Below are 23,095 nucleotides of genomic sequence, written 5' to 3'. Positions count from 1 at the left end.
GGTTTAGCCTGAGCACGCCTCGAAATACCGGCGGATTGCCGGAACCTGCCCAGTGACATCATTCCTTCAACCTACGCAGCTGGAGCTGCTGACAGGAGGCCTCCATGTCCGTGCATGAAGCAATTCTCGATCTCGGCTATGATCCCACCATCAGAGAGGATGGCCCGCTCGTCCGGCCGCCGGTGCCTGTGGCACTGCCGAGCTCGGCCACCGTCGACCCACAATATCTCCCGCCTCCGAAGGCGCAGGGGACGCCACGCCATGTCGGCAGCCCCGGAAGTTGCGCCGCCTGGGCTTCGACCTATGGGCTCGCCACCTACACGGCGGCCGCAGCGGCGAGCCAGTCCCCATCGAGCACGGCGCTGCAGGCAAGCCCAGCCCATATCTATATCGAAGTCATGAAGAGCTACGGGCAAAAGGGCTGTGCAGGATCGCGGCTTGCATCCTACCTCAACCTGCTCAAGCAGAGCGGAACGCCGAACTGGCAGACCGCCCCCTATTATCCGAACTGCCCCGAGCTCTGGTCGAGCTACGATCCCAACGCCGCCACCGATGGCAGCTTCCAGATTCCCGGCTGGGCCATCGTCGAAACCAGCGATCTCGACGCGATCAAGGCGGTCATCGCCGCCGGCGGTGCGCTTTGTTACGGCACGTCGCTCAACGAAGGCTTCATGAAATACGAAGGCCCCGGCCCGATGACCGGCCCCCTCAACAAGGTCCCGAATGTCGGCCATTGCATGCTGATTATCGGCTACGACGACGATCAGCAGGCGATCCTCATCCAAAACAGCTTCGGACAGGACTGGGGCTGCGAGTGGAACGGACGTCGCGGCTACATCTGGATGAGCTATGAGCTGTTCCAATATCTGGCTCAGGGCCAGGCCATGTATGTCACGGCCTGACCCCAGACAGTTCTAGCCCGAATTGGCTTTGAAAGGGCCGTGGCGTTATTCCGCCGCCACGGCCGGCGGATAAGCGAGCGGCTCATTAAGTTCGGCATCCGCATGGACCTCTTCCGCCTTATCCGGCTCGACCGTGCCCTTCTTGGGCTCGCGCCCGAAGAAGAGCGCGTAGCCGGCGGGCAATACCAGAATGGTCAACACCGTCGCGACCAGGATGCCGCCCATCATGGCGTAGGCAAGCGGTCCCCAGAAGACCCCGCGGGAGATCGGGATCAGGGCCAGCACCGCAGTTAGCGCCGTCAGCGTGATCGGGCGGAAGCGTCGCACGGCCGATCCGATGATCGCCTCGGCGCGGTCCATGCCGGCGGCAATGTCCTGGTCGATCTGGTCGACCAGGATGATCGAGTTGCGCATGATGATGCCGAGCAGCGCGATGACGCCGAGGATCGCGACGAAGCCGAAAGGGGCACCGCTGATGAGCAGGGCCGCCGCCGCACCGATGATGCCGAGCGGTCCGGTGGCGAGAACCAGCATCGCCTTGCCGAAATGCTGGAGCTGGATCATCAACAGCACGACGATGACGCCGAGCATGATTGGCGCCTTGGCGGCGATCGAGGCCTGGCTTTCGGCTGAATCTTCGGCCCCACCCTGAATGGCGATCGAATAGCCGGCAGGCAGGCTGTCGCGCAGCGGTTGCATCTCACCGAACATCTTCATCGCCACGTCGTTCGGCTGCACGCCGTCCGGCAAGGTTCCCCGCACGGTGATCGTCGGCAGGCGGTCACGGCGCCATTCGATGCCCTGCTCGAGTACCGGTACGACCTTGGCGACCTGCGAGAGCGGCACGAAGCCGCCGAAATCGGTCGGGATGTAGATGGAATCGACCGAGCTCAGCAATTTGCGGCTTTCGGCCGGCTCGCGGGCGACGATCGCCACCGTCTCCTCGCCGTCGCGGAAGTTGTCGAGCGGCGCGCCGGTGACGCTCGCCTGCAGCATCTGGCGGATGCGCTGGGATGTGACGCCAAGCGCGCGGGCGCGATCCTGGTCGATGACCAGCTTCATGCCCGCTACCGGCTCCAGCCAATCGTCGTGAACGGCGCCCAGAAGTGGGTTCTCGTGGAACTTCGCCGTTACCCGGTCGGCAATGCGCCTGACCTCTTCGCGGTCCGGACCCATGACGCGCATCTGTACCGGCCAGCCGGTCGGCGGCCCCAGGAACAGGCGGTCGACCTTGGAACGGATCGACGGGAAGTCGGCGGCAAGGATCGCACGCATCTTGGCAATCAGCCGCTCGCGCGCCGGTTCGTCCTTGGCCATGACAAGAAGCTGGGCGAAGTTCGGATTACGCAGTTGCTGGTCGAGCGGCAGGAAGAAGCGCGGGGCTCCCTCGCCGATATAGGTGGCGATGAAGCGCTTGTCCTCATCATCCATCATCCGGGCTTCAAGCGCCTTGGCCTGCTTTTCGACCTCCTTGATGCTCGTGCCCTCGGGCAGCCACAGATCGACCAGGATTTCCGGCCGCGACGACTGCGGGAAGAAGTTCTTCGGAATGAACTGGAAGGCCCAGAGGCTGACGAAGAAGATGGCGAGCGTGGTCGAAAGCACGATGATGCGATGGCGCACCGCCCAGGCAACCGTCGAACGCAGATGACGATAGAAGCGCGTGTCGAAGACGTCGTGATGGTTTCCGGCGTGGCTGCGCTGCTTCAAGAGCATGTTGCCGAGCCAGGGCGTGAAATAGACCGCAACGAACCAGGAGACGACCAGCGCGATGCCGACCACATAAAACAGCGAACGTACATATTCGCCGGCGGTCGAGGCGGCAAAGCCAACAGGAATGAAGCCGGCGGTGGTGATCAGCGTGCCGGTCAGCATCGGGAAGGCGGTGGAGGTATAGGCGAAGCTCGCGGCTTCGACCTTGACCAGTCCCTCCTCCAGTTTTCTTTCCATCATCTCGACGACGATCATGGCGTCGTCGACCAGGAGGCCGAGCGCAATGATGAGGGCGCCGAGCGAGATGCGCTGCAGATCGATGCCAAGCTCGTACATGATGGCGAAGGTCGCGGCGAGCACCAGCGGGATGGTGATCGCGATCACCAGGCCCGAGCGCCAGCCGATCGACAGGAACGATACGATGAGCACGATCGCCAGCGCTTCGCCGAGCGCCTTCATGAACTCGCCGACTGCTTCCTTGACGACCTCAGGCTGGTTGGAGACCTGGTCGACACTGACCCCATAGGGCAGCGACGTCTCGAAGCGCTGATAGGTCTCTTCGACCGCCTTGCCGACATCCGTCACCTTGAAGCCCTTGGCCATGACGACGCCGATCTGGACGCTGTCCTGGCCGTTGAAGCGGAATTTGCGCGAATAGGGATCCTCGAGCCCCGAGGTCACCGTGGCGATATCGCCGAGGCGCGTGACCTGGCCGCCGGCACGAAGCCGGAGGTTCTTCAGGTCCTCGACCTTGTCCAGGCCGCCTTCGACCGAGATGCGCACCGAGCGCGTGCCGGTGTCGACGGAGCCTGCAGGATCGATATTGTTCTGGCCCGCAATGGTGCTGCGCAGATCGTTGAGCGTCAGGCCGCGTTCGGCCAGCACCTTCGAGGAGACGTCGATATAGATCTTCTCCGGCTGGTCGCCGATGATCACAGCCTTCTCGACGCCCGGCGTCGTCAGCAGCATATCGCGCGCCTGGATCGCGAATTTCTTCAGCTCCGGATAGCTGTAGCCCTCGCCGCTTAGTGAATTGAGCGTGATGAAGGTGTCGCCGAACTCATCGTTGAAATAGGGGCCGAGTAAGCTTTCGGGCAGTTCGTTGGAGATGTCGCCGACCTTCTTGCGCACCTGGTAGAATGCGTCCGCCACCTGCTCGGCATTGGTATCGCCCTCGACCTGCAGCGTGATGATCGCACTGCCGGCGCGGGTGTAGGAGCGCACGAAGTCGAGGTGCGGCGTTTCCTGCAACTTGCGCTCGATCTTGTTGACGACCTGATCCTGCATTTCCTCGATCGAGGCGCCAGGCCAGAAAGCCTGCACGACCATGACGCGGAAGGTGAAATCCGGATCCTCCTTCTGCCCCATGCGCATCAGGCCAAAGGCACCGGCGAGAATGATGAGGCCGAACAGGAACCGCGCCATGCTCGGATGCGCGATCGCCCAGCGCGAAAGGTTGAAAGGCCGCTTTTCTTCGGTAGAGGAGGTCATCATCGGCTCGGTTCCGCTATCCTGGTGACGTCAGCGCACGACGGTTTCGGCTGCGGCAGCAGCCTGGTGCGTCGTATCGTTGGAGATCGTCACCTTGAGATCGTCCGTCATGAACTGCGTTCCGGCGGCAACAACGAGATCGCCGACTTTGAGGCCTTCGGTGACCCGCACACCATTGGTGGTGAAGTCTGCAAGCGTGACCGGGCGGCTGCGGACGGTTTCCGTACCGCGGTCGACGACCCAGACGATCGGATAGCCATCCTTCTCAGCCAGTGCGCTCAAGGGTACCGAAACGAACGACACGCCATTGCCGGCAGAAGCTTCGATGATCGCGGTCATGCCGAGAAGGACGCGTTGGTCGTTCGGCAGGCTGACACGCACCGAGAAGGTGCGCGATTGCTGGTCGGCGCTGCCGGCAACCTCGCGCACGGTGCCATCGAGCGACAGGCCCGCATCGGACCAGATCTCGACCTTGACCGGCAAGCCAACCTTGAAATTGCTGATTTCCGTTTCGGGTACGGCGACCTGGACTTCCTTTTCGCCTTCGACTGCAACGGTGGCGACCGGCGTGCCAGCGCCGACGACCTGGCCGACATCGGCGTTGATCGAGGTCACGATGCCCGGCCGGTCGGCGACGAGGCTGGTATAGACCACCTGGTTCTTCGCCTGTGACAGTGCCGACTTTGCTGCATCGCGCGTGGCGACGGCCTGGTTGTAACTCAGCACCGCCTGGTCGAACTGGGCCTGCGAGGCGAATTTCCTGGCAAGCAGTTGCTTGGCGCGGTCGCGCACCAGCTCGACCGTTTCGACCTGACGCTCGGCCGCATCCAGATTGGCGGACGCGCTGCGCACCGCGAGCTCGTAGTCGGTCGGGTCGATGCGGGCTAGAAGATCGCCAACCTTGACGCGGTCACCGACATTGACGACGCGCTCGACGATCTTGCCACTGACGCGGAAGCCGAGATTCATCTCGGTCCGTGCCCGCACGGCGCCGGAATAGCTGAGCTGGCGTACATTGTCGGCCTGGGCGATCTCGACGACCTTGACCGGGCGCACGACTTCAGCGGTTTCGGACTTTTCTTCCGAGCAGCCGGCAAGCGCCGCCGAGAGGGTCGAAATCAGCGCAACGGTGGCAATGAATGAAATACGGCGGCGAAATTCAATCGGCATAAACATAGTCGCACTCCTGAAAAATAGGCCGACGCCGCATTGGCGCCGGAAGCAGTCCGGCTAAACCTTCAGTCCCTTGATCGCGAATTCGACCAGCTCTTCCGGTGCCGCGCGGTTTGTCTTGCTGAGACACTGCGCAACCATTTGCGGATGACAGAGCGTGACGGTCGCCGCACCGAAACAGCGCGACGCCGCATCGGCGTCCTGTTCCGGGAACTCGCCGGCGGCGATGCCTTCGCGAATGACGTCGGCGAGAAGCGCGTCGAGCCTGTCGATATGCTTGTCGATAACGTGCCACTCGCGTTCGATGGCAACGACCACCATTTCATGCACCTTGGTATCGTCGAGCATGAGCTCAACGGTCATCTGATGCTGCGCGTGTACGTAACGGCGCAGCCGCTCGGTCGCACTCAATGGCAAGGCGCAGATCTCCTGGGCCATCTGGTAGCTGGCCGCCAGCATGCGGCCGCAGATCGCCTGATGGATCTCCGTCTTCGAGGCGAAGAAGCGGTAGATGTTGGCCGGCGACATGCCGAGTTCCTTGGCAATGTCGGCGACATTGGTCTTGCTGTAGCCGAAATGCCGGAACAACCGCTCCGCTGCGTCGAGGATCCGCGTGATGTTGTCCTGACGCGCCTGATCCATGACGTTATCGTTGCTAACCGGCATCGCTTGCCTTTCGATTTACGACTGACGAATTTTGTATTTCGTCAGTCGTAAATCGAAATGAGACACTCGTCAACGAAAGAATGCGCTCACACGTTCACGATTTGATAACCAACATTGAGCTCGCCGCGCGCGGCCGACGACCTTTCAATGTCACCCGGCTGTCGTTGACTCGACACGCTATGGTGGTTACTGGCGCTTCTGGAGCCGCGTTTCTCGGATTCTTCTCAAGGGGTTAGCAACTTATGGCCACAGGTCTCATCGCCCTCCTCGACGACATCGCGGCCATCGCCAAGATGGCGGCTGCATCGCTGGACGACGTGGCGGCCCAGACCGCGAAGGCCAGCGCCAAGGCAGCCGGCGTCGTGATCGACGACGCCGCGGTGACGCCGCGCTATGTGGTGGGGCTCACGCCTGAACGGGAACTGCCGATCATTGCGCGGATCGCCCTTGGCTCGCTGAAGAACAAGTTGCTTTTCCTACTGCCCGGCGCACTGCTGCTCGGCTATTTCGCGCCCTGGGCGATCACGCCGCTTCTGATGCTCGGCGGCATCTATCTCTGCTACGAGGGTGCCGAGAAGCTTTACGGCGCAATCTTTCCGCATGCGGCCCACGCGCACGAGGAAGCGGTGCTCGGCGAAAAGAGCGATCCGCTGGCGCTTGAAAACGAGAAGGTTGCCGGCGCCATCCGCACCGACTTTATTCTCTCTGCCGAGATCATGGCGCTGACCCTGTCGGCCGTCGCCGATGCCGGCATCTATATGCAGGGCGCTGTGCTCGCGGGCGTCGGCATCCTGATTACGCTCGCCGTCTATGGGGTCGTCGCCCTGATCGTCAAAGCCGACGACGCCGGCGTCGCGCTGGCGAAGAACCCGCTGTCCGCCCTGCGCGTTCTCGGCCGCGGCCTCGTTCTCGGCATGCCCGCGTTCCTGAAAGTTCTTGCCGCGATCGGCACTGCGGCCATGCTCTGGGTCGGCGGCAGCATCCTCGTGCATGGCATGGCGCAACTGGGCCAGGCCGAGCCGGAACACTTCATCCACGATGTCTCCGAGAGCGTCGCCCACACGCTGGCGGTCGCCCCGGCGGTCGTCGGCTGGTTCACGACCTCGGCGCTCCAGGCGCTGCTTGCCATCGCCGTCGGCGCTGCCACGATCGTCGTGATGGGCAATGTCGTCGCGCCGATCTGGAGCCGCCTGCGGCCGGCAAAGCACTGATTCCGTCTTCCCGCACCCGGCCGCACCGCCATTGGCTTCCCGGCTGGTTCGCAACAACCTTGTCCCGGGAGGTTTGTTCGTGACCCAGGCGACGAGCCCCTACTTCGCCCCGCAAGCTTTTGCGAGCATCGCGAACACCGTCGAAGCCGCGGGCTTCGGTAACGTCTATCCCTATCACGCCAACGTGCCCTCGTTTGGCGATTGGGGGTTCGTGGTGGCAAGCGACACGCCGCTCGAAACCGCGCGCCCGGCGCTCAGCGTCACGACGCGCTACCTCGATGACGCCAATGTCGCAAAACATTTCCTGTTTGAGAAGGATATCGTCGCAAGCGGCGTCGAGACCAATACGCTCGATCGCCCCGTGCTGCTCGACTATTACCTGGCCGGCTGGAGGCACTACCGCTAATGCGTCGCGCTGGTTGACTCGCAGAAGCTATGGATGAGTCGTGCACGGCGGCAAGATCGGACATATCGTTGACGCCGGTGATCCCCAAGCTGTTGGCAAATTTCATCGTCTGCAGCAGGGCCTCGCGCCGTTCCGCATCGGCGACCGCCGGCCGATGTTTCTCGACTAGATCGCCAGCGCTCTCGAGCAGAATGCCGCTCGGCTCGCCCTTGTCGTTGAGTACGACCTCGCCGCCCTCCTCGACCTTGGACGTCGCGGTCACACCGCCCACTTCGAGCGCCTTGGAATTGACCCAGTAGGAATGGAAATCGATGTCGCGCAGGATAACGACGCGATCCGGCACCACGGCATCGAGATCCTCCTTGGTCGGCAGCTTGCCTTCGCCGAGGGTGTAATCCCAACCGCCGCCCATCAGCCAAACGCCCTTGGGCAGGCGCGCATCGGCTTCCTTGATCTTTTCGAGCCAGGTCTTCTTTTCCGGAATGTAGGAGAGATCCACACCGGTCACCATGTCCATGCCGGACGTCAGATGCGTATGGCCGTCGATGAAGCCCGGGGTGACGGTCTTGCCGCCGGCGTCAATCACCTTGGTCTCGGCGTCGGCCAGCCCCTTGATCTCGTCATTGCTGCCGATCGCAGTGAACTTGCCGTTCTCGACCGCGAAGGCCTGAGCCTCCGGCGTGCTCTGATCGACCGTGCGCACGTCGCCATTCAGCACGATCAGATCCGGCGCCGCCCAAACCGGCTGTCGGGCGCAAACCATGATCGCCAGGACCGAGGTCGCGCTCAGCGCCCGGGTTACTGCTGCCAATGTCATAAGATTTTCCTCCCGCGACTGCATCCCTCCACCCCCCGGCGAGTCGCGCGGCACCGGCGTTGAATGGATGATGCTGCAAGTCGGGAAGGCAGCGATATACTCCCTCGGGCTAGGTTTGCCGTTCGTCCATCTCGGCCCGATAGGTTTCGGAATCGAATTGTTCGGTGACGTCGGGCCGACCGCCTGGTGTCAGGTCGAGCAGGGTCCACATCGGTTCGACAGTGCCGAGATGCCGCGGATCCTGCCCGGGATCGGCTGGTTCGAACAACAACTCCGAAGCCCAACTCAGCCTGATCGACCCGTCGCCATCCTTGTGGAATACGGTCAGGATTGGGACCTGCTGTCCATCTTCACTCTCACCATGGTAGTCGCGCTTGAAGCTGTTGTTGGCGGCCGAAAGCAGCTTCAAAGCCCGCCAGCCGCGATCGGCGGCGAAGGCCGAAACCCTTTCGATCGGCGCCTTGGCGACGGCGGCGATGTTGACGCCGAAGCCTTCGACATGCCGCACGGCGCCCTCCCAATTGTCGAGCAGGGCGGTACAGGAGGGGCACGGCCCGTCTTCCAGAGCACAACCTGCCATCGGGCCGCTCCGCGGTCCGGCGCGGCTATCGGAGTGGTGACGCGGAAACATATAGTGATAGAGGATCAGGGTGTCGGTGCCCGGTCGAAACAGCTCGGAGAGCCGAACCTTGGCCGGAGAGCCCGTCTCATCAATATGGTCGAACTCATAATCCTCAAGGACATGCCCGCCCGGCGGGAGTGCACGGATTTCGGCGGCGACGCTCTCCATTTCGCGCCTGAGTGCTGCCTCCCGTTGCAACAGCCTGTTGCGCGCATCGCGATAGTTGGGGCTTTCGTTCGGAAAGGTCACGCCCATGGATACCTCCATCAAAGCGGATGTCGGGGCATCATAGCACAGTCCGTCGGGCGCCGGGCCGCACCCTGACTAGAGGCGCCCAGTCCGAGCGCACCTTGAAAAGAGGCACGATCGGTCTACGGCGCCGCGGGCGCCGATCGTTTGACGACGCTCTTTCCGAAAACGACATCGCCCGTGGGCGATACGTTGAAGCGATAGGCCTCGTTCATGAACCTCTTGCCGGAATGGGTAAAGGCGAGGACCCGCTCGCCGTCGGTCCGCACATGCGAAATCCCGAAATTCGTGCGCTCGAACGCGAAGACTTTCTTGCTGGCGTCAGCGGGATCCTGCACGTAACCCAGCGTTTTGAAGAAAGCGGCCAGCTCCGTGCAGAAAATGATCGCCGGCGTGGTGCGCCCAGCTTTCCCAAGCGCCGCCATCAGCGTTGCGCGGGGGTGGATGTATTCCTTGGCTTCACTCTCATCTCCCGATGAAATCAGCGAAACGACGGCGCCGATTTCCTTGAGAAATTCCATGTCGAAATCGGCAGAGCCATGATGAGGCGCCTTGAGGATTTCCGATCGCAGGGCGGCCGACGGCAAGGCCTCGCGCAAGCGCTGGCTTGCTTCCTGGTTCATGTCCCCGGTGAACATGAAACGCACATTGCCGAACCGCAGCCGAAAATTGATGGAGTGGCCGTTGATCGTGTGCGACGCAGAATAGGCGCCCTGGCCGCTCGCCACCACGGTGCCGAGCATCAAGTTGGCGTCGTCAGGCGGCGACCGCAGAAAGCGCAACGCAGGCTGGCCGCCGACAGCCTCGACGATTGGCCCGAGAATATCGACGGCGATCACCTCATCCTGAAGAAAGGCGACGGCGGAAAGGTGGTCGATCCGTCGGCGCTCGATGCCGTTGCCGGTAACCGTCTGCACCCGCCCCTCCCAGGCGGCAAGCGTATCGACCCATTTGTTGAAGGGACGATTCCTCTCTTCGCGCGGCACGGCCGCCTGGTCGTCGACGAGGCCGACGATGAATACACGCTCGTCCACCGCTACGGTCTGCCCGAGCAGCTCAGTATCCTTGCGCCGTTTCTGATTGCTGTCTTCGCTCGGCCGTTTGACGATGCCGTTGTGATAAACCCGCCTCGGCGCGATGAAAATCCGCTTGTTCGGGCGGCTGTCGGTCCTCCGACTTACGCAGTTCCACCAACCCCTCGAAATGGTCGGCATCCCCATGGGTGATCAGGATCAGATCGACCACCAGTGGATCGGTGTCGCTCGTATTCGGGAAGCGGGCATTGGCGTGACGGGCAAAGAGCTGGTTGTCACCGCCATCGATGAAAATCACCTTGCCTTCAGGGGTCTCCAGAATGAGACCATCGCCCTGTTGCACGTCCACCATCGACAGCCGCGGCAAGCCCGTGTCGCGCAGCCTGGTCTCGGCCCGGATGAAGCCTTCGTCGATTTTTCCGCGTGCGCCGAGGATTTCGACACGCATACGACTGCCTTCGGTCGAGAGCACGTTGCAGCGGTCGCCCCAGTAATACTGCCCCTGACTGCCATCGGCACGGCGGAGATTTACGACGTCATCATCAAGATATCGCATGAGCGCCCCCGTCATTGGACAGGGACAGCTTATGGTAGCATTTTGTCATATTCAATCGACAACTCGATCGGTTTCGCGCCAAATCCGGTGGTCGAAGGTCGCCATAACTGGCTGCCCGATTTCACCGCAACCGACCCCCTCCGACGATCATGTCCTGTCGCCGGCATTAAAGACGGGAGGTGAGGGAAGCTTCCGGCTGGCGCCCTGGCTTCCCTGGGGTGAGGCCGATCTAGCTCAGCTAAAGAGCGCCTTCAGTCGCGGCCAGAGGCCGATGGCCGAGCGAACCCGCCGGGCGGCATAGGCAGCACGTACCGAGCTGCCGAAATTGCAGTCGCAGACGATGTCGTGCAGTTGGTGGTCCGATATTTCAAAGAACCGTTTTGCTTCGCCGTAGCTGTCATCGGCAAGGCCCACGAGCCGCAATTGCGGATCCTCGAATGCGACGGTCATGGGGGAACCGTTGACCTGCATGGCTTGCCGAACGGCAGCGGTCGCACGTTCGGTACCGGAAAGCGTGCCCAGCCGGCGATCGGGATTGCTTTCCAAGAGTTCGGCCCAACGTTGGAGCCGTTCCGTTCTCGTCATGACGGGAGCGGGACGGATTTCGGCGAGCGCTTGCAATTGTTCAATCGATTGATGCTTCATAGTCGTCTCTCCTGGTCCGAAGATGCGACCTCGGTGTGCGCCCCTCCACACGCAGGTCGCCGCTTCACCAACTCGCCAGCGGGAACCACAGTTCCCTTGCCAATAAAAAAAATATCGTCGACGCGTACCTCCGCGCGAAGCGCGGCTTTGCTCCCAACTTTCGCTGGCAAAAGTGCCCAAATTCCTCAGCCGGCGGAACCACGCGTGGCGCGTGCCGAAAAACAGCGGGTGCTCGTTTTCAATATCCGTCCCCCTCAGCAAGGCGTATTCTTTCCGTCGACCGATCGGGAACGATTTTGCCGGATCCGCATCAAACGGTGGTTTGGAGGTGGATGATGAAGGATGTTCTCTTGCAAACAACACGGGTCGCGCCCGAGCCTGATCGTTTGACGGACCACGATCTCGTGCAGGGTGCGCTCGCCAATGATCCTGAAGCGTTCCGCACCATCATGTGCCGACACAATCAGCGGCTCTTCCGCATCGCACGCGCCGTCGTGCGCAACGACAGCATCGCCGAGGATGTGGTGCAGGAAGCCTATCTCCGCGCCTTCGAACACTTGGAAACGTTCCGCGGCGACGCCAGTCTTGCCACCTGGCTTCATCGCGTAGTGCTCAATGAGGCGCTCGGACGTCTGCGAAAGTCGTCCACCCGACGGGAAGTTCCGCTGGCAACCGAGCAGGCGAGCGCCGACATCGTGCCTTTTCCCAATGCGGCAAGCTCGGAGGATCCGGAGCGAGCCCTTGCCCAACGGCAGATTCTGCGCCTGGTGGAAGAGGCGACGGACGCTTTGCCGGAAGCGTTTCGCCTGGTCTTCACCGCGCGCGTCATTGAAGCCATGAGCGTCGAGGAAACCGCCGCCCTGCTTGGCATCAAGCCGGAGACGGTCAGAAGCCGCCTGCACCGGGCCCGCCAGCTCCTGCGCCAGCATATCGACCGCAAGATCGGACCCGTGCTGATGAATGCCTTTCCCTTTGCCGGTCGCCGCTGCGAACGGCTGACGGCGGCCGTCATGAGCCGGCTCGGGCTCGTCGGGTGAAATTTTCGGGAACCTCCGCCGGCGGCGCGCATCCAATGGGTGTCATCCACAGAGACCGGCGGCAACGCGCCGCCGGAGAGGAGTTCCCGATGTATGCCCGCCTGACCTCCGCCCTCGCCCTCGCCTGCCTCATCAGTGGCGCCAGCCTTGCGGCAGGGAGCACGATCACCGATCCCCAGATCGCCCATATCGCCTACACCGCCGGCGTCATCGATATCGAGGCGGCCAAGCAGGCTCTCAAGATTTCCAAGGACAAGGACGTCATCGCCTTCGCCAACGACATGCTGCGTGACCACGAGGCTGTGAACAAGCAGGCCCTCGATCTCGTCACGAAGCTCAACGTGAAGCCCGAGGACAACGACACCAGCCGCGCGCTGACGAAGACCGCCACGCAAGAGCGCGAAAAGCTGGCGAAACTGAGCGGAACCGACTTCGACAAGGCCTATGTTGCCAACGAGGTTGCCTACCACAAGCAGGTCAACGGCGCGCTCGAAGCCCTGCTGATTCCGTCAGCGAAGAATGCCGAACTCAAGGATCTGCTAGAGACCGGCCTTAAGCTGTTTCAGGGCCACCAGCAACATGCCGAGCATGTCGCTGCCATGATGAAGTAGGCTGCGCCGTGATCTCGAAACTGAGCCTTCGTGCTCTTTGCGGGCTGGTCCTGATGCTGGCCGGACCGCCGGTGCGGGCCGAAACCATCCGGGTCACGATCGAAAAGCTCGTCTTTTCGCCCGCCGAGATCAGCGCCGCCGTCGGCGACGTGATCGAGTGGCAGAACAAGGACGTCATGGCGCACACGGCAACGGCCAAGGACGGCTTCGACGTCGTGATCCCGCCCCAAAAAAAGGCAGCGACGCTCACCGTCACCAGGGCCGGCACCTTTGACTACTACTGCCGCTTTCATCCGAACATGAAAGCACGCCTGCAAGTCAGGTGAAACCGGAGTGCAGCGCCTATACTCCACAACAGCGGCGCGAGCTATCGACGCGCCGCCGTTCACGGCGAAGTCACCGATGGCCGTCTGTATCCAAAACCGGAATCGTGTCATGAAGCGGTCGGTTTCATTTCGACAGGCGGCACGAGCATGAAGACGATCGGTTTTCTTTCCTTCGGACACTGGACACCTTCGCCCCAGTCGCTGACGCGATCCGCGGCAGAGGCATTACTGCAGTCGATCGATCTCGCCGTCGCGGCCGAGGAACTGGGCGCTGACGGCGCCTATTTCCGCGTCCATCACTTCGCCCGCCAGCTCGCCTCGCCGTTCCCGCTCCTGGCGGCGGTCGGCGCCAAGACCAGCCGCATCGAGATCGGCACCGCCGTCATCGACATGCGCTACGAAAACCCGCTCTACATGGCCGAGGATGCGGGTGCCGCCGACCTCATCGCCGGCGGACGCCTGCAGCTTGGCATCAGCCGCGGCTCGCCGGAACAGGTAATCGACGGCTGGCGCCATTTCGGTTACCAGCCGCCGGAGGGCGAGACCGATAGCGACATGGCCAGACGACACGCCGAAGTTCTGCTCGACGTCCTGCGCGGCGAAGGTTTCGCTGCACCCAACCCGCGGCCGATGTTCCCCAATCCCCCCGGCCTGCTGCGCGTCGAGCCGCACTCCGATGGTCTCAGAGAGCGCATCTGGTGGGGCGCCAGCTCGAACGCCACCGCTGTCTGGGCCGCCAAACTCGGCATGAACCTGCAGAGCTCGACGCTGAAGGACGATGAGACCGGCCTGCCGTTTCATGTCCAGCAGGCCGACCAGATCCGCGCCTACCGGGAAGCGTGGAAGGCGGCTGGTCACACGCGTGAGCCGCGCGTATCCGTCAGCCGCAGCATCTTCGCGCTGGTGGATGATCGCGATCGCGCCTATTTCGGCGGCGGAAACCAGCACGAGGACAAGATCGGTTTCATCGACGACAAGACGCGGGCGATCTTCGGCCGCAGCTACGCCGCCGAACCTGACGTACTCATCGAGCAGCTGGCCAAGGACGAGGCGATTACCGAGGCCGACACGCTGCTTTTGACCGTCCCGAACCAGCTCGGCGTCGACTACAACGCTCATGTGATCGAGGCGATTCTGAAGCACGTCGCACCCGCTCTCGGCTGGCGCTAAGGCCGGCGGCCCGCCTCGGCGGAAGCAGGCAGGGTTGTCACCATTGGAGCTCCGATTGCCGTCGATCGAGCCCATAAGCATTCCCTCATAGACATTTCCGGCGGACGTCCTACAATTCCGTGCACCCCATTCTGCGGAAGGGCGCGATATGGCTGAAGAACGCGCTCAACGGCGTCTCGCCGCTATCGTGGCTGCCGATGTCGTCGGTTACAGCCGCCTCGTCGAACTGGACGAAGGCGGTACACTTGCGACGTTGAAGGAACGCCGCAAGCAGATTCTCGATCCCCTTGTCCGCGAGCACAACGGCCGCATCGTCAAGACGATGGGCGATGGTGTGCTGGTGGAGTTTGCCAGCGCCGTGAATGCGGTCACGTGTGCGATCGACATTCAGAAAGGCATGGCAGCAGCCAATCAGGGCCTTGCCGACGACCGCCGAATTCTCCTGCGCGTCGGCATCAATCTCGGCGATGTCGTCGTCGAAAGCGGCGATCTCTACGGTGATGGCGTCATTGTCGCCGCGCGGCTTCAGACCATGGCTGGTCCCGGCGAAATCTACGTTTCCGGCAATATTTACGACCAGGTGCGGCGGCGCCTCTTTTGCGATTTCGACGCGCTTGGCCCCCACGCGATCAAGAACATAGTCGAGCCGGTTTCTCTCTATCGCATCAGCACGGCGACCTTGAGCCAAGGTAGCGGCGCCAGGGCCTCCTTGCCGTTGCCCATCAAGCCCTCCATCGCCGTCCTTCCCTTCACCAATATGAGCAACGAGCCGGAGCAGGAGGTCTTCGTCGACGGCTTGACCGAAGACCTGATCACCGACCTCTCCAGGGCCGGCGGGCTGTTCGTCATCGCCAGCAATTCGGTTTTCGCCTACAAGGGCCGGCATGAGGATGTGCGCCGCATCGCACGCGAACTCGGCGTTCGCTACGTGCTGGAAGGCAGTGCCCGACGGGCGGCCGGGCGTGTCCGCATCAACGCCCAACTGATCGACGCCTTGCAGGGTGATCACCTGTGGGCGGAGAGGTTTGACCGCAGCCTGGAGGATATGTTCGCCGTTCAGGACGAGGTGACGAGCAGGATCGTCGAAGCCCTGGTCGGGCGCCTAACCGACGCGCCGGCCCGGAACCGCCCATCGAACCTGAAAGCCTACGACTATTGCGTGCGAGCGCGCTCGCTCGGTCTGCAGACCGCAGGGGCAGCGAGAGAGGCGATCTTCCTTCTCGAGCGGGCGCTCGCACTCGATCCGGACTATGCGGAAGCGCATCGACTGCTGGCGCTGAACCTCTGGATGAGCTGGGAGTTCTGGGACCAGCCGATCGTTCCCTATCGGCAGCGCGCCATCAGCGAAGCACAACGGGCGGTAACGCTCGACCCCCACGACGCCGGGAACCGCTGGGTCCTTGGCATCATTCTCGGTCACGAGCGCCGTTGGGAGGAATCCGACACCGAGTTCGACCTGGCCCTGACGCTCGATCCGAACCACGCCGATGCCTGGGCGATGCGCGCCGACCTCATCGTCCTTTGCGGTCGACCGGCGCAGGCGATCGAGCATGTTCACAAGGCGCTTCGCCTCAACCCGCACCCACCGGGCTGGTACTATTGGATGCTTGGTCAGGCTCAATATGCAATTCGGGATTACGAGGCCGCGGTGCGAACCTTGCGTCGCCCTGAAACCTACCGGGCGACATCACGCCGTCTGCTCGCTGCCAGTCTGGCGCGGCTCGGTCGCCTGGACGAGGCACGGACCGAAGCGCAATTGTTTTTGATGAACAATCCGAACTTCACGATCGCCCAATGGGCCGCCTCGCAACCGTTCCGGGACGAGAAGATGCTGCAGCACTTCGTGGAAGGCTACCGCCTGCTGGACCTGCCCGAATAGGCGGCCCTGTTCGGGAGACGCGCCAACCGACAGACGCGTGAGATCGCTATCCCACGCGTCGCCTCTAAGCATTGTCGGTTGGATCCGCGGCAGGGGCTTAAGGAACCTGTGGCGGATGCGCGACACCGAGATAGTAGTCGCCCTCGCCGCCGCTCTGATACTCACCCGTGTAGCGCTGGCGGGCGTCGCCCAATGTGCGTGCCGGCGGGCGATAGACGTAGCCCGGCGCTGGATCCATATAGATACTGCCTGTTGGCATCGGATCGACATAGACCGCCCCTGGCGCCGGCTCCACATAGACAGGCCCAGGTGCGGGCTCGAGATAATACGGACCCGTCGACATCAGCCTGTTCTGGGTGCCCGGCGGATTGTGCGGGTCGATACCCGTATAAAAGCCGTTGGCCAGCACCGGACCAGCTGCCCCACTCAAGGCAAAGACGATTGCGGCGAATGACATCCTTTTGGAAATTCTCATAGCGTTGCTCCTGTCTCGGCTTCGCATCCGGCCCCGCGCAGGAGGCCCAGCAGGCTGCGCCTCCTGTCGGATGCTGCCCGAGAGATAAACGCCTGATCGCTGCAACCGTTCCGCCGCAGCCTCAATGCAGACCGAAGAGATTGAGCAGTTCTTCGCGGTGGCGGACAAATTCGGGCGTGCTGCGATCGCGGGGTCGCGGCAGATCGATCTCGATCAGCCTTGGTTCGCCACCCTTCTCGCGTGGCAGGATCAGGATACGGTCGGCGAGGTAGATCGCCTCCTCGAGATCATGGGTGACGAGAACGGTCGTCACATCCTCATCCCGCCAGATCCGCGCCAGTTCCTGCTGCATGCTGATCTTTGTCATCGCGTCGAGCGCGCCGAGCGGCTCGTCGAGCAGCAGGATTTCGGGCTGGACCGCCAGCGCACGAGCGATGCCGACGCGCTGCGCCATGCCGCCGGACAGTTGCCGGGGATAGGCGCTTTCAAACTGCTGCAGGCCGACGAGCTGGACATAGCGTCGTGCCCGGTTCCTCGCCTCGCCGCGCGGGAGCCCCTGCGTCTCCAGCCCGAAGCCGACATTGTCGAGCACCGTCAGCCAAGGCAGCAACCTCGGCTCCTGGAAGATCACCGCGCGGTCGGTGCCGACGCCTTTCGTCAGCTTGCCGTCGATCAGTACCTCTCCGGCATCCGGATCCTCGAGCCCTGCCAGAACCCGCAGCAAGGTCGTTTTGCCGGAACCGCTGGCGCCGACGATCGCGAGCGTCTCACCTGAGCGGATGTCGAGGTTGATATCCCTGAGGACGGGCAGTGGCGCGCCGTTCAGGCGGTAGGACTTGGAGAGATGGCGGATCGCCACCTCTCCACGACGAAGGTTCTGGGCAACGCTCATGGCCGGTCCTCAGTTGCTGGCCGATGCGCCGTCGACGGCGAAGAGCACGTCCTTTGGCGTCAGCTGGCCTTCCTTCAGTTTGCCTTCACGCACCAGAACGTCGATCCAGAACTGAAGGTCACGCTCGACGGGCAGGCCGCCCGCCCGCACGCCGTAGCCACGGAAATACTGGGCGATGTCAGGATTTTCGCCACGCGCTTGCAATGCCTTTGCGAGGATTTCCTTGGTTTCCTCGGGATGCTCACGCGCGTAGTCCAGCGCACGGGCCGACTGCAGGACGAAGGTCTTGGCGGCTTCCGGATGTTCCTTGATGAAATCCCGGCGCAGCACGACGAAGCCTCCGGCAATCTCGCCGAGCACATCAGTGTCGTCGAAGATCGCACGCAGGCCACCCTTCTTGCGGGCTGCCCCTTCGAAGGTCGTCTGCCAGTAGCCGAAAGCGGAAATATCCACCTGGCCGGAGCGCAGAACCTGCTCCAGCTGCGGACCGGGGACGACAACCTGGTTGGCAGCGTCTGTCGGCAGGCCGACCGAATGCAGGGCTTCGCGGATCGTATAGTCGAGGTGGGCGCCGAGCGTGTTGACGGCAATGCTCTTGCCGGCGATGTCCTTGATGCCCTTGATCGGGCTGTCTTCGAGCACGTAGAAGATCGACTGCACCTCGTCATTGATGCCGTTCGAGGGATAGGCGGCGACGAAATCGTTGCCGCTGATGATCGAATTCAGCACGGCGGACGTCGCAGCACCGCCGATCTCGACGTCGCCCGAGGCAAGTGCGATCAGCGAGGCCGGGCCGCCCGTCGCGTAGCCGATGTTCTCGATCGTGATGCCGGTGCCCTCGAAGTATCCGAGTTCCTGGGCGAGCTCGTGCGCCGACAGGCCGCCCTGGCTGGCGAGATAGCGCAGCTTCACGTCATCGGCTGCGGCTGCCGGTGCGGCAAGACCGAGGGCGACCGCCGCCGAGAGAAGAAGATTACGGGCATGGAAGGTCATATCGATATCCTTTCGAAGGAGAAATCTGGCAAAGAAGCGATCAGGCGTTGGGTTGCGACCAGCGGCAGAGGTTGCGCTGGAGCAGAACGAGCAGCGCGTTGGCGGCGAGCCCGAGCAGGGCGAGCAACAAGATCGCCGCAAACATCAGCGGGATCTGGAAGTTGTATTGGGCGTTCATGACCTGGAAGCCGATGCCCTTGTTGGCGCCAATCATCTCGGCGGCGATCAACAGCAGAAGCGCCGTGGTGGCCGAGAGGCGCAGGCCCACGAAGATCGCTGGCACCGAGGCCGGCAGCACCACGCGGCGGAACACTGTGAGCGGCCCGGCGCCGTAAGTTCGGGCCATCTCGATCAGTTTCTTGTCGACCTCTTTGACGCCGCCGATCGTCGAAAGCAGGATCGGAAACAGCGTCGCCCAGAAGATCACGAAGACCTTTGAGGTCTCGCCGAGGCCCAGCAGCAGGATGAAGACCGGATAGAGCGCCAGGGCCGAGGTCTGGCGGAAGAGCTGCAGGATGGGGTCGAGCGCCTGCTCGACGAGCCGAACCTGTCCCATGAACAGCCCGAGCGGGATGCCGACTACAACGGCCGCCGCAAAGGCGATGCCCGATCGCTGCAGGCTGATGGCGATATCATCCAGCAGCGCACCGCTGGCAAGACCGCTCCAGAGCGCTGACAGGATCACATCGAGGGGCGGAAAGACCGCCGGATTGACCCAGCCAAGCGTGCTGGAAAGTTGCCAGAAGGCGAGAAAACCGAGCACGACGCCATAGCGTGCGACGATCGCGCCAAGCAGTGCGCGCCAGCGCGAGACGATGGCCGGGACTGCGGTGGAGGCGTGGCCTTCTGCGCGGCCCAGTCCAAAACTTGCGGCAAGCGATGTGTTGACGTGTTCGTAGGACATGATCGCACCTCACTCTGCAGCCTGGACGGCCGATCGCACGGCGGCCCAGCGGTTGACGGGAACGGGCAGGCCGAGATTTTCCCGGAGCGTGCTGCCCTCGTAGGCGGTGCGGAAAAGGCCGCGACGCTGCAATTCCGGGATGACCAGTTCGACAAAATCGTCGAGCGCGGTCGGGAACCAGGGCGGCAGGATATTGAAGCCATCGGCGGCTTCGTTTTCGAACCACTCCTGCAGGGTGTCGGCGATCTGCTCGGCCGAGCCGACAATCGTGTAGTGGCCACGCGCCGACGCAATCCATTGATAGAGCTGGCGAATGCTGAAGTTGTTTTCGTCGGCAATCTGGCGGATCAGCGCCTGGCGGCTCTTCATGCCCTCGGTCGGCGGTGCCGGTGGCAGCGGGCCGTCGAGATCGTAGCCATGGAGATCGAGCGTGCCGCCGGTCAGGCCGTTGAGCAAGCCAATCCCATCCTCCTCGACGATGAGCGAGGTCAGGCGATCGTACTTTTCGCGCGCTTCGGCCTCCGTTCGCCCGACGAAGGGGGAAACGCCCGGCATCACCAGAATGTGGTCCGGGTTGCGGCCAAGCCCCCGGGCGCGAGCCTTGATGTCACGGTAGAATTCCTGGGCCGTCTCGATGTGCTGGTGCGCTGTGAAGATCACCTCAGCCGTTGCAGCCGCCAGCCCACGGCCGTCATCGGACTGGCCGGCCTGGACGATGACAGGATGCCCTTGTGGAGAGCGCGAAATGTTGAGCGGGCCGCGCACCTTGAAATGTTCGCCACGATGGTCGGTATCGTGCAGCTTCGCCGGGTCGAAGAAGACGCCCGTTTCCTTGTCGCGAATGAATACGTCGTCCTCAAAACTGTCCCAGAGTTTCTTGACCACGTCGACATGCTCGGCGGCGCGCCGATAGCGCTCAGCGTGCGGAAGCTGCGTCTCGCGGTTGAAGTTCTGCGCCGTCGCATCACCTGTTGTCTTCACCACGTTCCATCCGGCGCGGCCGCCGGAAATGAGATCGAGCGAGGCGAATTTGCGCGCCGTGGTGTATGGCTCCTCGTAGGTCGTCGACGAGGTCGCGATAAAGCCGAGATGAGTGGTGAGCGGCGCCAGCGCCGAAAACAGGGTCACTGGCTCGAAGCCCGCCACCCGGGCGTTGCCGCCCTCGCGCGCCCCGCCGAAGCCGATCGCCAGCCCATCGGCCAGAAAGTAAGCGTCGAACAGACCGCGCTCCGCCGTCAGCGCCAGTTGCTTGTGAAATTCGAAGCTGGTCGCCCCATCGGCTGGCTGGTCGGGGTGGCGCCAGGCGGCGATATGCTGTCCGCCACCGGGAAGAAATGCTCCAAGCCGGATCTTGCGTGTCATCTCAATCCACTCCTCTTCTCGCTGCAAATTCTTGGGCGTCAAGCGCCCCAGCGGCACGGATGAAGGGCTGTCTGCGACCAGACCCACGACCTTGGCTGCCATTAGAGAGAGGTTACATTATCTATAATCTTTATAGAGAAAGAGTATTTCCCGTGCGCCGGAAGCAAGTGAAAAGATTTTCGACATCGGCGCAGAAAGCGAGATCAATCGCCGTGTCCCTGGGGACGAAGAGCTTGAGAGAGAAAGGCAGGTTGCGCTGTAACTTTTCTTCAGAAGAGCGCGGCGAGCCGCGAAATCCTGCAGGACTCTCCACCGCTGGACCATCGACGTGGAACGCGCGATATCGCCGCGGCGCATACCGCTTCGGCTGCAATGCCGGCTCTCCTTGAGACTCGGGCGGCACGCGGACAATCAACCAATCGCACCGGGGAAATTATTCTACTCTGAGTGGTTGACGCGCCAAAGAGTTTCTTATCTTCCGGAGAGCGCTCGACTAATTTTTGGGCACCTGCGGCGGCCGCAGCCCAAGATGCGGCCATCAACATCAATCGAGAGTGCAGAACGTGTCCCAAGCAACCACCAAATCCTCACCGAAGCCGATTTACGTCTCCTTCGGCTTCCAGGTCCTCGCGGCCATGGTCATCGGCCTGCTGCTCGGCCTCATCGCCCGCAACATGGGCGTCGATGCCAGCGGCAACCCCAACTGGCTGACCGTCACCCTCCAGACGATCGGCTCGATCTTCGTCCAGCTTCTGCGCGCCCTCGTGCCGCCGCTCGTCTTCACGGCCATCGTCGCCTCGATCGCCAATCTGGCGACGCTGCAGAACGCCGCGAAACTCGTCTCGCAGACGCTGCTCTGGTTCGCGATCACCTCGTTGATCGCCGTCGTCATCGGCATCGCCCTCGGCCTCATTCTCCAGCCGGGCGTCGGCTCTGCCGTTTCGCAGGAAGCCGCCAAGGCACCCTCCTACTCCGGCTCGTGGCTTGATTTCCTGAAGGGCCTCGTACCTGCCAATATGCTCGGCCTCGAAGCCAGCACCAAGGTCACCGATGCAGGCGCCAACACCTCGCTCAATTTCAACGTCTTGCAGATCCTCGTCGTTTCGATCGCCGTCGGTGCCGCTGCGCTGAAGGTCGGTGACGCCGCCAAGCCGTTCCTCGCATTCAACCAGTCGCTGCTCGCCATCGTCCGCAAGATCCTCTGGTGGGTCATCCGCCTGACGCCGATTGGCACGATCGGCCTGCTCGGCCGCGCCGTCGCCCAATATGGCTGGGAAACGCTGGCGCAGCTTGGCTGGTATGCCGCGGCCGTCTACATCGGTCTCGCGATCGTACTCTTCGTCGTCTACCCGGCGCTGCTCATCGGCCACGGCCTGAAGCCGTCGCGCTTCTTTGCCGGCGCCTGGCCGGCGATCCAGCTTGCCTTCGTCTCGCGCTCCTCGGTCGGCACCCTGCCCGTCACCGAAACCGTGACCGAAAAGAGCCTCGGCGTGCCGCGCGAATATGCCGCCTTCGCCGTGCCGCTCGGTGCCACCACCAAGATGGACGGTTGTGCTGCAATCTACCCGGCGATCTCGGCGATCTTCATCGCGCAGTTCTTCGGGCTGCCGCTCGGGATCCAGGACTATGTGCTGATCGTCTTCGTCTCGGTCCTCGGCTCCGCCGCCACCGCCGGCCTGACCGGCGCAACCGTCATGCTGACGCTGACGCTCTCGACGCTTGGTCTGCCGCTCGAAGGCGTCGGGCTGCTGCTCGCCATCGACCCGATCCTCGACATGGGCCGCACGGCGGTCAACGTCGCCGGCCAAGCACTGGTGCCGACGATCGTCTCCAAGCGCGAGGGCATTCTCGACGAGACCGTCTACAACGGCGACAAGGTCGTCGACGACCTTGAGTCGCTCGCGGCTGCGGCACGCGCGGCCTAGCGCTCCAAATAGACATGCGGGCCACGACGGCCCGCA

The 23,095-nt window shown here is 62.8% G+C and carries 21 protein-coding genes and 1 pseudogene; 9 read left to right on the top strand and 13 right to left on the bottom strand.

The annotated features are described in order from the left end of the window. Positions 1-104 precede the first annotated feature (104 nt). Positions 105-902, top strand: a complete 798-nt coding sequence (locus tag BLU35_RS08070; RefSeq protein ID WP_093232658.1) for a C1 family peptidase — start codon at positions 105-107, stop codon at positions 900-902. Between the two features lie 45 nt (positions 903-947). Here BLU35_RS08070 and BLU35_RS08065 read toward each other — a convergent pair whose 3' ends face one another. The 3 genes from BLU35_RS08065 to BLU35_RS08055 are packed head-to-tail and all read right to left on the bottom strand — an operon-like array spanning position 948 to position 5,921. After that, a complete protein-coding gene (locus BLU35_RS08065; RefSeq protein WP_093232715.1) occupies positions 948-4,106 on the bottom strand; it encodes an efflux RND transporter permease subunit in 3,159 nt (1,052 codons plus the stop codon). A 30-nt stretch (positions 4,107-4,136) separates the two neighbouring features. After that, entirely contained in the window at positions 4,137-5,282 is a 1,146-nt protein-coding gene (locus BLU35_RS08060; protein WP_502688142.1) for an efflux RND transporter periplasmic adaptor subunit, read from the bottom strand. Positions 5,283-5,336: 54 nt separating this feature from the next. Next, a complete protein-coding gene (locus BLU35_RS08055) occupies positions 5,337-5,921 on the bottom strand; it encodes a TetR/AcrR family transcriptional regulator (RefSeq protein WP_286161463.1) in 585 nt (194 codons plus the stop codon). Positions 5,922-6,187: 266 nt separating this feature from the next. Here BLU35_RS08055 and BLU35_RS08050 point away from each other — a divergent pair, with 266 nt between their 5' ends. Next, positions 6,188-7,156, top strand: a complete 969-nt coding sequence (locus BLU35_RS08050) for a DUF808 domain-containing protein (RefSeq protein ID WP_058323078.1) — start codon at positions 6,188-6,190, stop codon at positions 7,154-7,156. Then, positions 7,110-7,370: pseudogene (locus BLU35_RS36630) on the top strand (spermine/spermidine synthase domain-containing protein); the annotation flags it as partial. The gene BLU35_RS08050 and the pseudogene BLU35_RS36630, both read left to right, overlap by 47 nt. 46 nt (positions 7,371-7,416) lie before the next feature. Here the strand turns inward: BLU35_RS36630 and BLU35_RS08045 are convergent. The 5 genes from BLU35_RS08045 to BLU35_RS08025 all read right to left on the bottom strand — a co-directional run bounded on the left by BLU35_RS08045 (position 7,417) and on the right by BLU35_RS08025 (position 11,485). Continuing rightward, positions 7,417-8,379: an amidohydrolase gene (locus BLU35_RS08045; RefSeq protein WP_176907167.1), complete on the bottom strand. Its 963-nt coding sequence runs from the start codon at positions 8,377-8,379 to the stop codon at positions 7,417-7,419. A gap of 109 nt (positions 8,380-8,488) precedes the next feature. Further along, on the bottom strand, positions 8,489-9,256 hold the full coding sequence (locus tag BLU35_RS08040) for a DUF899 family protein (RefSeq protein ID WP_093232655.1): 768 nt from the start codon (positions 9,254-9,256) through the stop codon (positions 8,489-8,491). A gap of 116 nt (positions 9,257-9,372) precedes the next feature. After that, on the bottom strand, positions 9,373-10,284 hold the full coding sequence (locus tag BLU35_RS08035) for a ComEC/Rec2 family competence protein (protein ID WP_093232654.1): 912 nt from the start codon (positions 10,282-10,284) through the stop codon (positions 9,373-9,375). A 22-nt stretch (positions 10,285-10,306) separates the two neighbouring features. Further along, the gene (locus tag BLU35_RS08030) at positions 10,307-10,840 is read right to left on the bottom strand and encodes an MBL fold metallo-hydrolase (protein ID WP_143032901.1); all 534 of its coding nucleotides are present in this window, start codon (positions 10,838-10,840) and stop codon (positions 10,307-10,309) included. Between the two features lie 234 nt (positions 10,841-11,074). Then, positions 11,075-11,485, bottom strand: coding sequence for a hypothetical protein (locus BLU35_RS08025; RefSeq protein ID WP_057255380.1), 411 nt, complete (start codon positions 11,483-11,485; stop codon positions 11,075-11,077). Between the two features lie 335 nt (positions 11,486-11,820). On the opposite strand from BLU35_RS08025, the gene BLU35_RS08020 reads away from it, so the two are divergent. The 5 genes from BLU35_RS08020 (at position 11,821) to BLU35_RS08000 (ending at position 16,508) form a co-directional block, all read left to right on the top strand. Further along, on the top strand, positions 11,821-12,522 hold the full coding sequence (locus BLU35_RS08020) for an RNA polymerase sigma factor (protein WP_093232652.1): 702 nt from the start codon (positions 11,821-11,823) through the stop codon (positions 12,520-12,522). Between the two features lie 89 nt (positions 12,523-12,611). Further along, a complete protein-coding gene (locus BLU35_RS08015; RefSeq protein ID WP_093232651.1) occupies positions 12,612-13,133 on the top strand; it encodes a DUF4142 domain-containing protein in 522 nt (173 codons plus the stop codon). Positions 13,134-13,186: 53 nt separating this feature from the next. Next, positions 13,187-13,459 carry a cupredoxin domain-containing protein gene (locus tag BLU35_RS08010; RefSeq protein WP_093232713.1) on the top strand — a complete coding sequence of 91 codons (273 nt, stop codon included), beginning with the start codon at positions 13,187-13,189 and terminating at the stop codon, positions 13,457-13,459. Between the two features lie 147 nt (positions 13,460-13,606). Next, positions 13,607-14,629, top strand: a complete 1,023-nt coding sequence (locus BLU35_RS08005; protein WP_093232650.1) for an LLM class flavin-dependent oxidoreductase — start codon at positions 13,607-13,609, stop codon at positions 14,627-14,629. Between the two features lie 148 nt (positions 14,630-14,777). After that, on the top strand, positions 14,778-16,508 hold the full coding sequence (locus BLU35_RS08000) for an adenylate/guanylate cyclase domain-containing protein (protein WP_093232649.1): 1,731 nt from the start codon (positions 14,778-14,780) through the stop codon (positions 16,506-16,508). A 97-nt stretch (positions 16,509-16,605) separates the two neighbouring features. Here the strand turns inward: BLU35_RS08000 and BLU35_RS07995 are convergent, their stop codons facing one another. The 5 genes from BLU35_RS07995 to BLU35_RS07975 form a co-directional block, all read right to left on the bottom strand. Next, positions 16,606-16,983: a hypothetical protein gene (locus tag BLU35_RS07995; protein WP_093232648.1), complete on the bottom strand. Its 378-nt coding sequence runs from the start codon at positions 16,981-16,983 to the stop codon at positions 16,606-16,608. A 121-nt stretch (positions 16,984-17,104) separates the two neighbouring features. Then, entirely contained in the window at positions 17,105-17,875 is a 771-nt protein-coding gene (locus tag BLU35_RS07990) for an ABC transporter ATP-binding protein (protein WP_093232647.1), read from the bottom strand. A gap of 9 nt (positions 17,876-17,884) precedes the next feature. Then, on the bottom strand, positions 17,885-18,868 hold the full coding sequence (locus BLU35_RS07985) for an ABC transporter substrate-binding protein (protein ID WP_093232646.1): 984 nt from the start codon (positions 18,866-18,868) through the stop codon (positions 17,885-17,887). Positions 18,869-18,908: 40 nt separating this feature from the next. After that, positions 18,909-19,772 carry an ABC transporter permease gene (locus tag BLU35_RS07980; RefSeq protein ID WP_093232645.1) on the bottom strand — a complete coding sequence of 288 codons (864 nt, stop codon included), beginning with the start codon at positions 19,770-19,772 and terminating at the stop codon, positions 18,909-18,911. Positions 19,773-19,781: 9 nt separating this feature from the next. After that, a complete protein-coding gene (locus BLU35_RS07975) occupies positions 19,782-21,134 on the bottom strand; it encodes an LLM class flavin-dependent oxidoreductase (RefSeq protein ID WP_093232644.1) in 1,353 nt (450 codons plus the stop codon). A 563-nt stretch (positions 21,135-21,697) separates the two neighbouring features. Here BLU35_RS07975 and BLU35_RS07970 point away from each other — a divergent pair. Further along, entirely contained in the window at positions 21,698-23,059 is a 1,362-nt protein-coding gene (locus tag BLU35_RS07970) for a dicarboxylate/amino acid:cation symporter (RefSeq protein WP_093232643.1), read from the top strand. Positions 23,060-23,095: the final 36 nt, after the last annotated feature.

The sequence above is a fragment of the Sinorhizobium sp. NFACC03 genome (assembly GCF_900103435.1).
Classification (GTDB): domain Bacteria; phylum Pseudomonadota; class Alphaproteobacteria; order Rhizobiales; family Rhizobiaceae; genus Ensifer.
The sequence above is the reverse complement of the archived record's forward strand: the minus strand, read 5'-3'. Positions and strand labels throughout refer to the sequence as shown.

What these genes read in the sequence shown, in the direction of transcription:
- BLU35_RS08070 (WP_093232658.1), top strand. Translation starts at nt 105, where the DNA reads ATGTCCGTGCATGAAGCAATTCTCGATCTCGGCTATGATCCCACCATC.
- BLU35_RS08065 (WP_093232715.1), bottom strand. Translation starts at nt 4,106, where the DNA reads ATGACCTCCTCTACCGAAGAAAAGCGGCCTTTCAACCTTTCGCGCTGG.
- BLU35_RS08060 (WP_502688142.1), bottom strand. Translation starts at nt 5,282, where the DNA reads ATGTTTATGCCGATTGAATTTCGCCGCCGTATTTCATTCATTGCCACC.
- BLU35_RS08055 (WP_286161463.1), bottom strand. Translation starts at nt 5,921, where the DNA reads ATGGATCAGGCGCGTCAGGACAACATCACGCGGATCCTCGACGCAGCG.
- BLU35_RS08050 (WP_058323078.1), top strand. Translation starts at nt 6,188, where the DNA reads ATGGCCACAGGTCTCATCGCCCTCCTCGACGACATCGCGGCCATCGCC.
- BLU35_RS08045 (WP_176907167.1), bottom strand. Translation starts at nt 8,379, where the DNA reads ATGACATTGGCAGCAGTAACCCGGGCGCTGAGCGCGACCTCGGTCCTG.
- BLU35_RS08040 (WP_093232655.1), bottom strand. Translation starts at nt 9,256, where the DNA reads ATGGGCGTGACCTTTCCGAACGAAAGCCCCAACTATCGCGATGCGCGC.
- BLU35_RS08030 (WP_143032901.1), bottom strand. Translation starts at nt 10,840, where the DNA reads ATGCGATATCTTGATGATGACGTCGTAAATCTCCGCCGTGCCGATGGC.
- BLU35_RS08025 (WP_057255380.1), bottom strand. Translation starts at nt 11,485, where the DNA reads ATGAAGCATCAATCGATTGAACAATTGCAAGCGCTCGCCGAAATCCGT.
- BLU35_RS08020 (WP_093232652.1), top strand. Translation starts at nt 11,821, where the DNA reads ATGAAGGATGTTCTCTTGCAAACAACACGGGTCGCGCCCGAGCCTGAT.
- BLU35_RS08015 (WP_093232651.1), top strand. Translation starts at nt 12,612, where the DNA reads ATGTATGCCCGCCTGACCTCCGCCCTCGCCCTCGCCTGCCTCATCAGT.
- BLU35_RS08010 (WP_093232713.1), top strand. Translation starts at nt 13,187, where the DNA reads ATGCTGGCCGGACCGCCGGTGCGGGCCGAAACCATCCGGGTCACGATC.
- BLU35_RS08005 (WP_093232650.1), top strand. Translation starts at nt 13,607, where the DNA reads ATGAAGACGATCGGTTTTCTTTCCTTCGGACACTGGACACCTTCGCCC.
- BLU35_RS08000 (WP_093232649.1), top strand. Translation starts at nt 14,778, where the DNA reads ATGGCTGAAGAACGCGCTCAACGGCGTCTCGCCGCTATCGTGGCTGCC.
- BLU35_RS07995 (WP_093232648.1), bottom strand. Translation starts at nt 16,983, where the DNA reads ATGAGAATTTCCAAAAGGATGTCATTCGCCGCAATCGTCTTTGCCTTG.
- BLU35_RS07990 (WP_093232647.1), bottom strand. Translation starts at nt 17,875, where the DNA reads ATGAGCGTTGCCCAGAACCTTCGTCGTGGAGAGGTGGCGATCCGCCAT.
- BLU35_RS07985 (WP_093232646.1), bottom strand. Translation starts at nt 18,868, where the DNA reads ATGACCTTCCATGCCCGTAATCTTCTTCTCTCGGCGGCGGTCGCCCTC.
- BLU35_RS07980 (WP_093232645.1), bottom strand. Translation starts at nt 19,772, where the DNA reads ATGTCCTACGAACACGTCAACACATCGCTTGCCGCAAGTTTTGGACTG.
- BLU35_RS07975 (WP_093232644.1), bottom strand. Translation starts at nt 21,134, where the DNA reads ATGACACGCAAGATCCGGCTTGGAGCATTTCTTCCCGGTGGCGGACAG.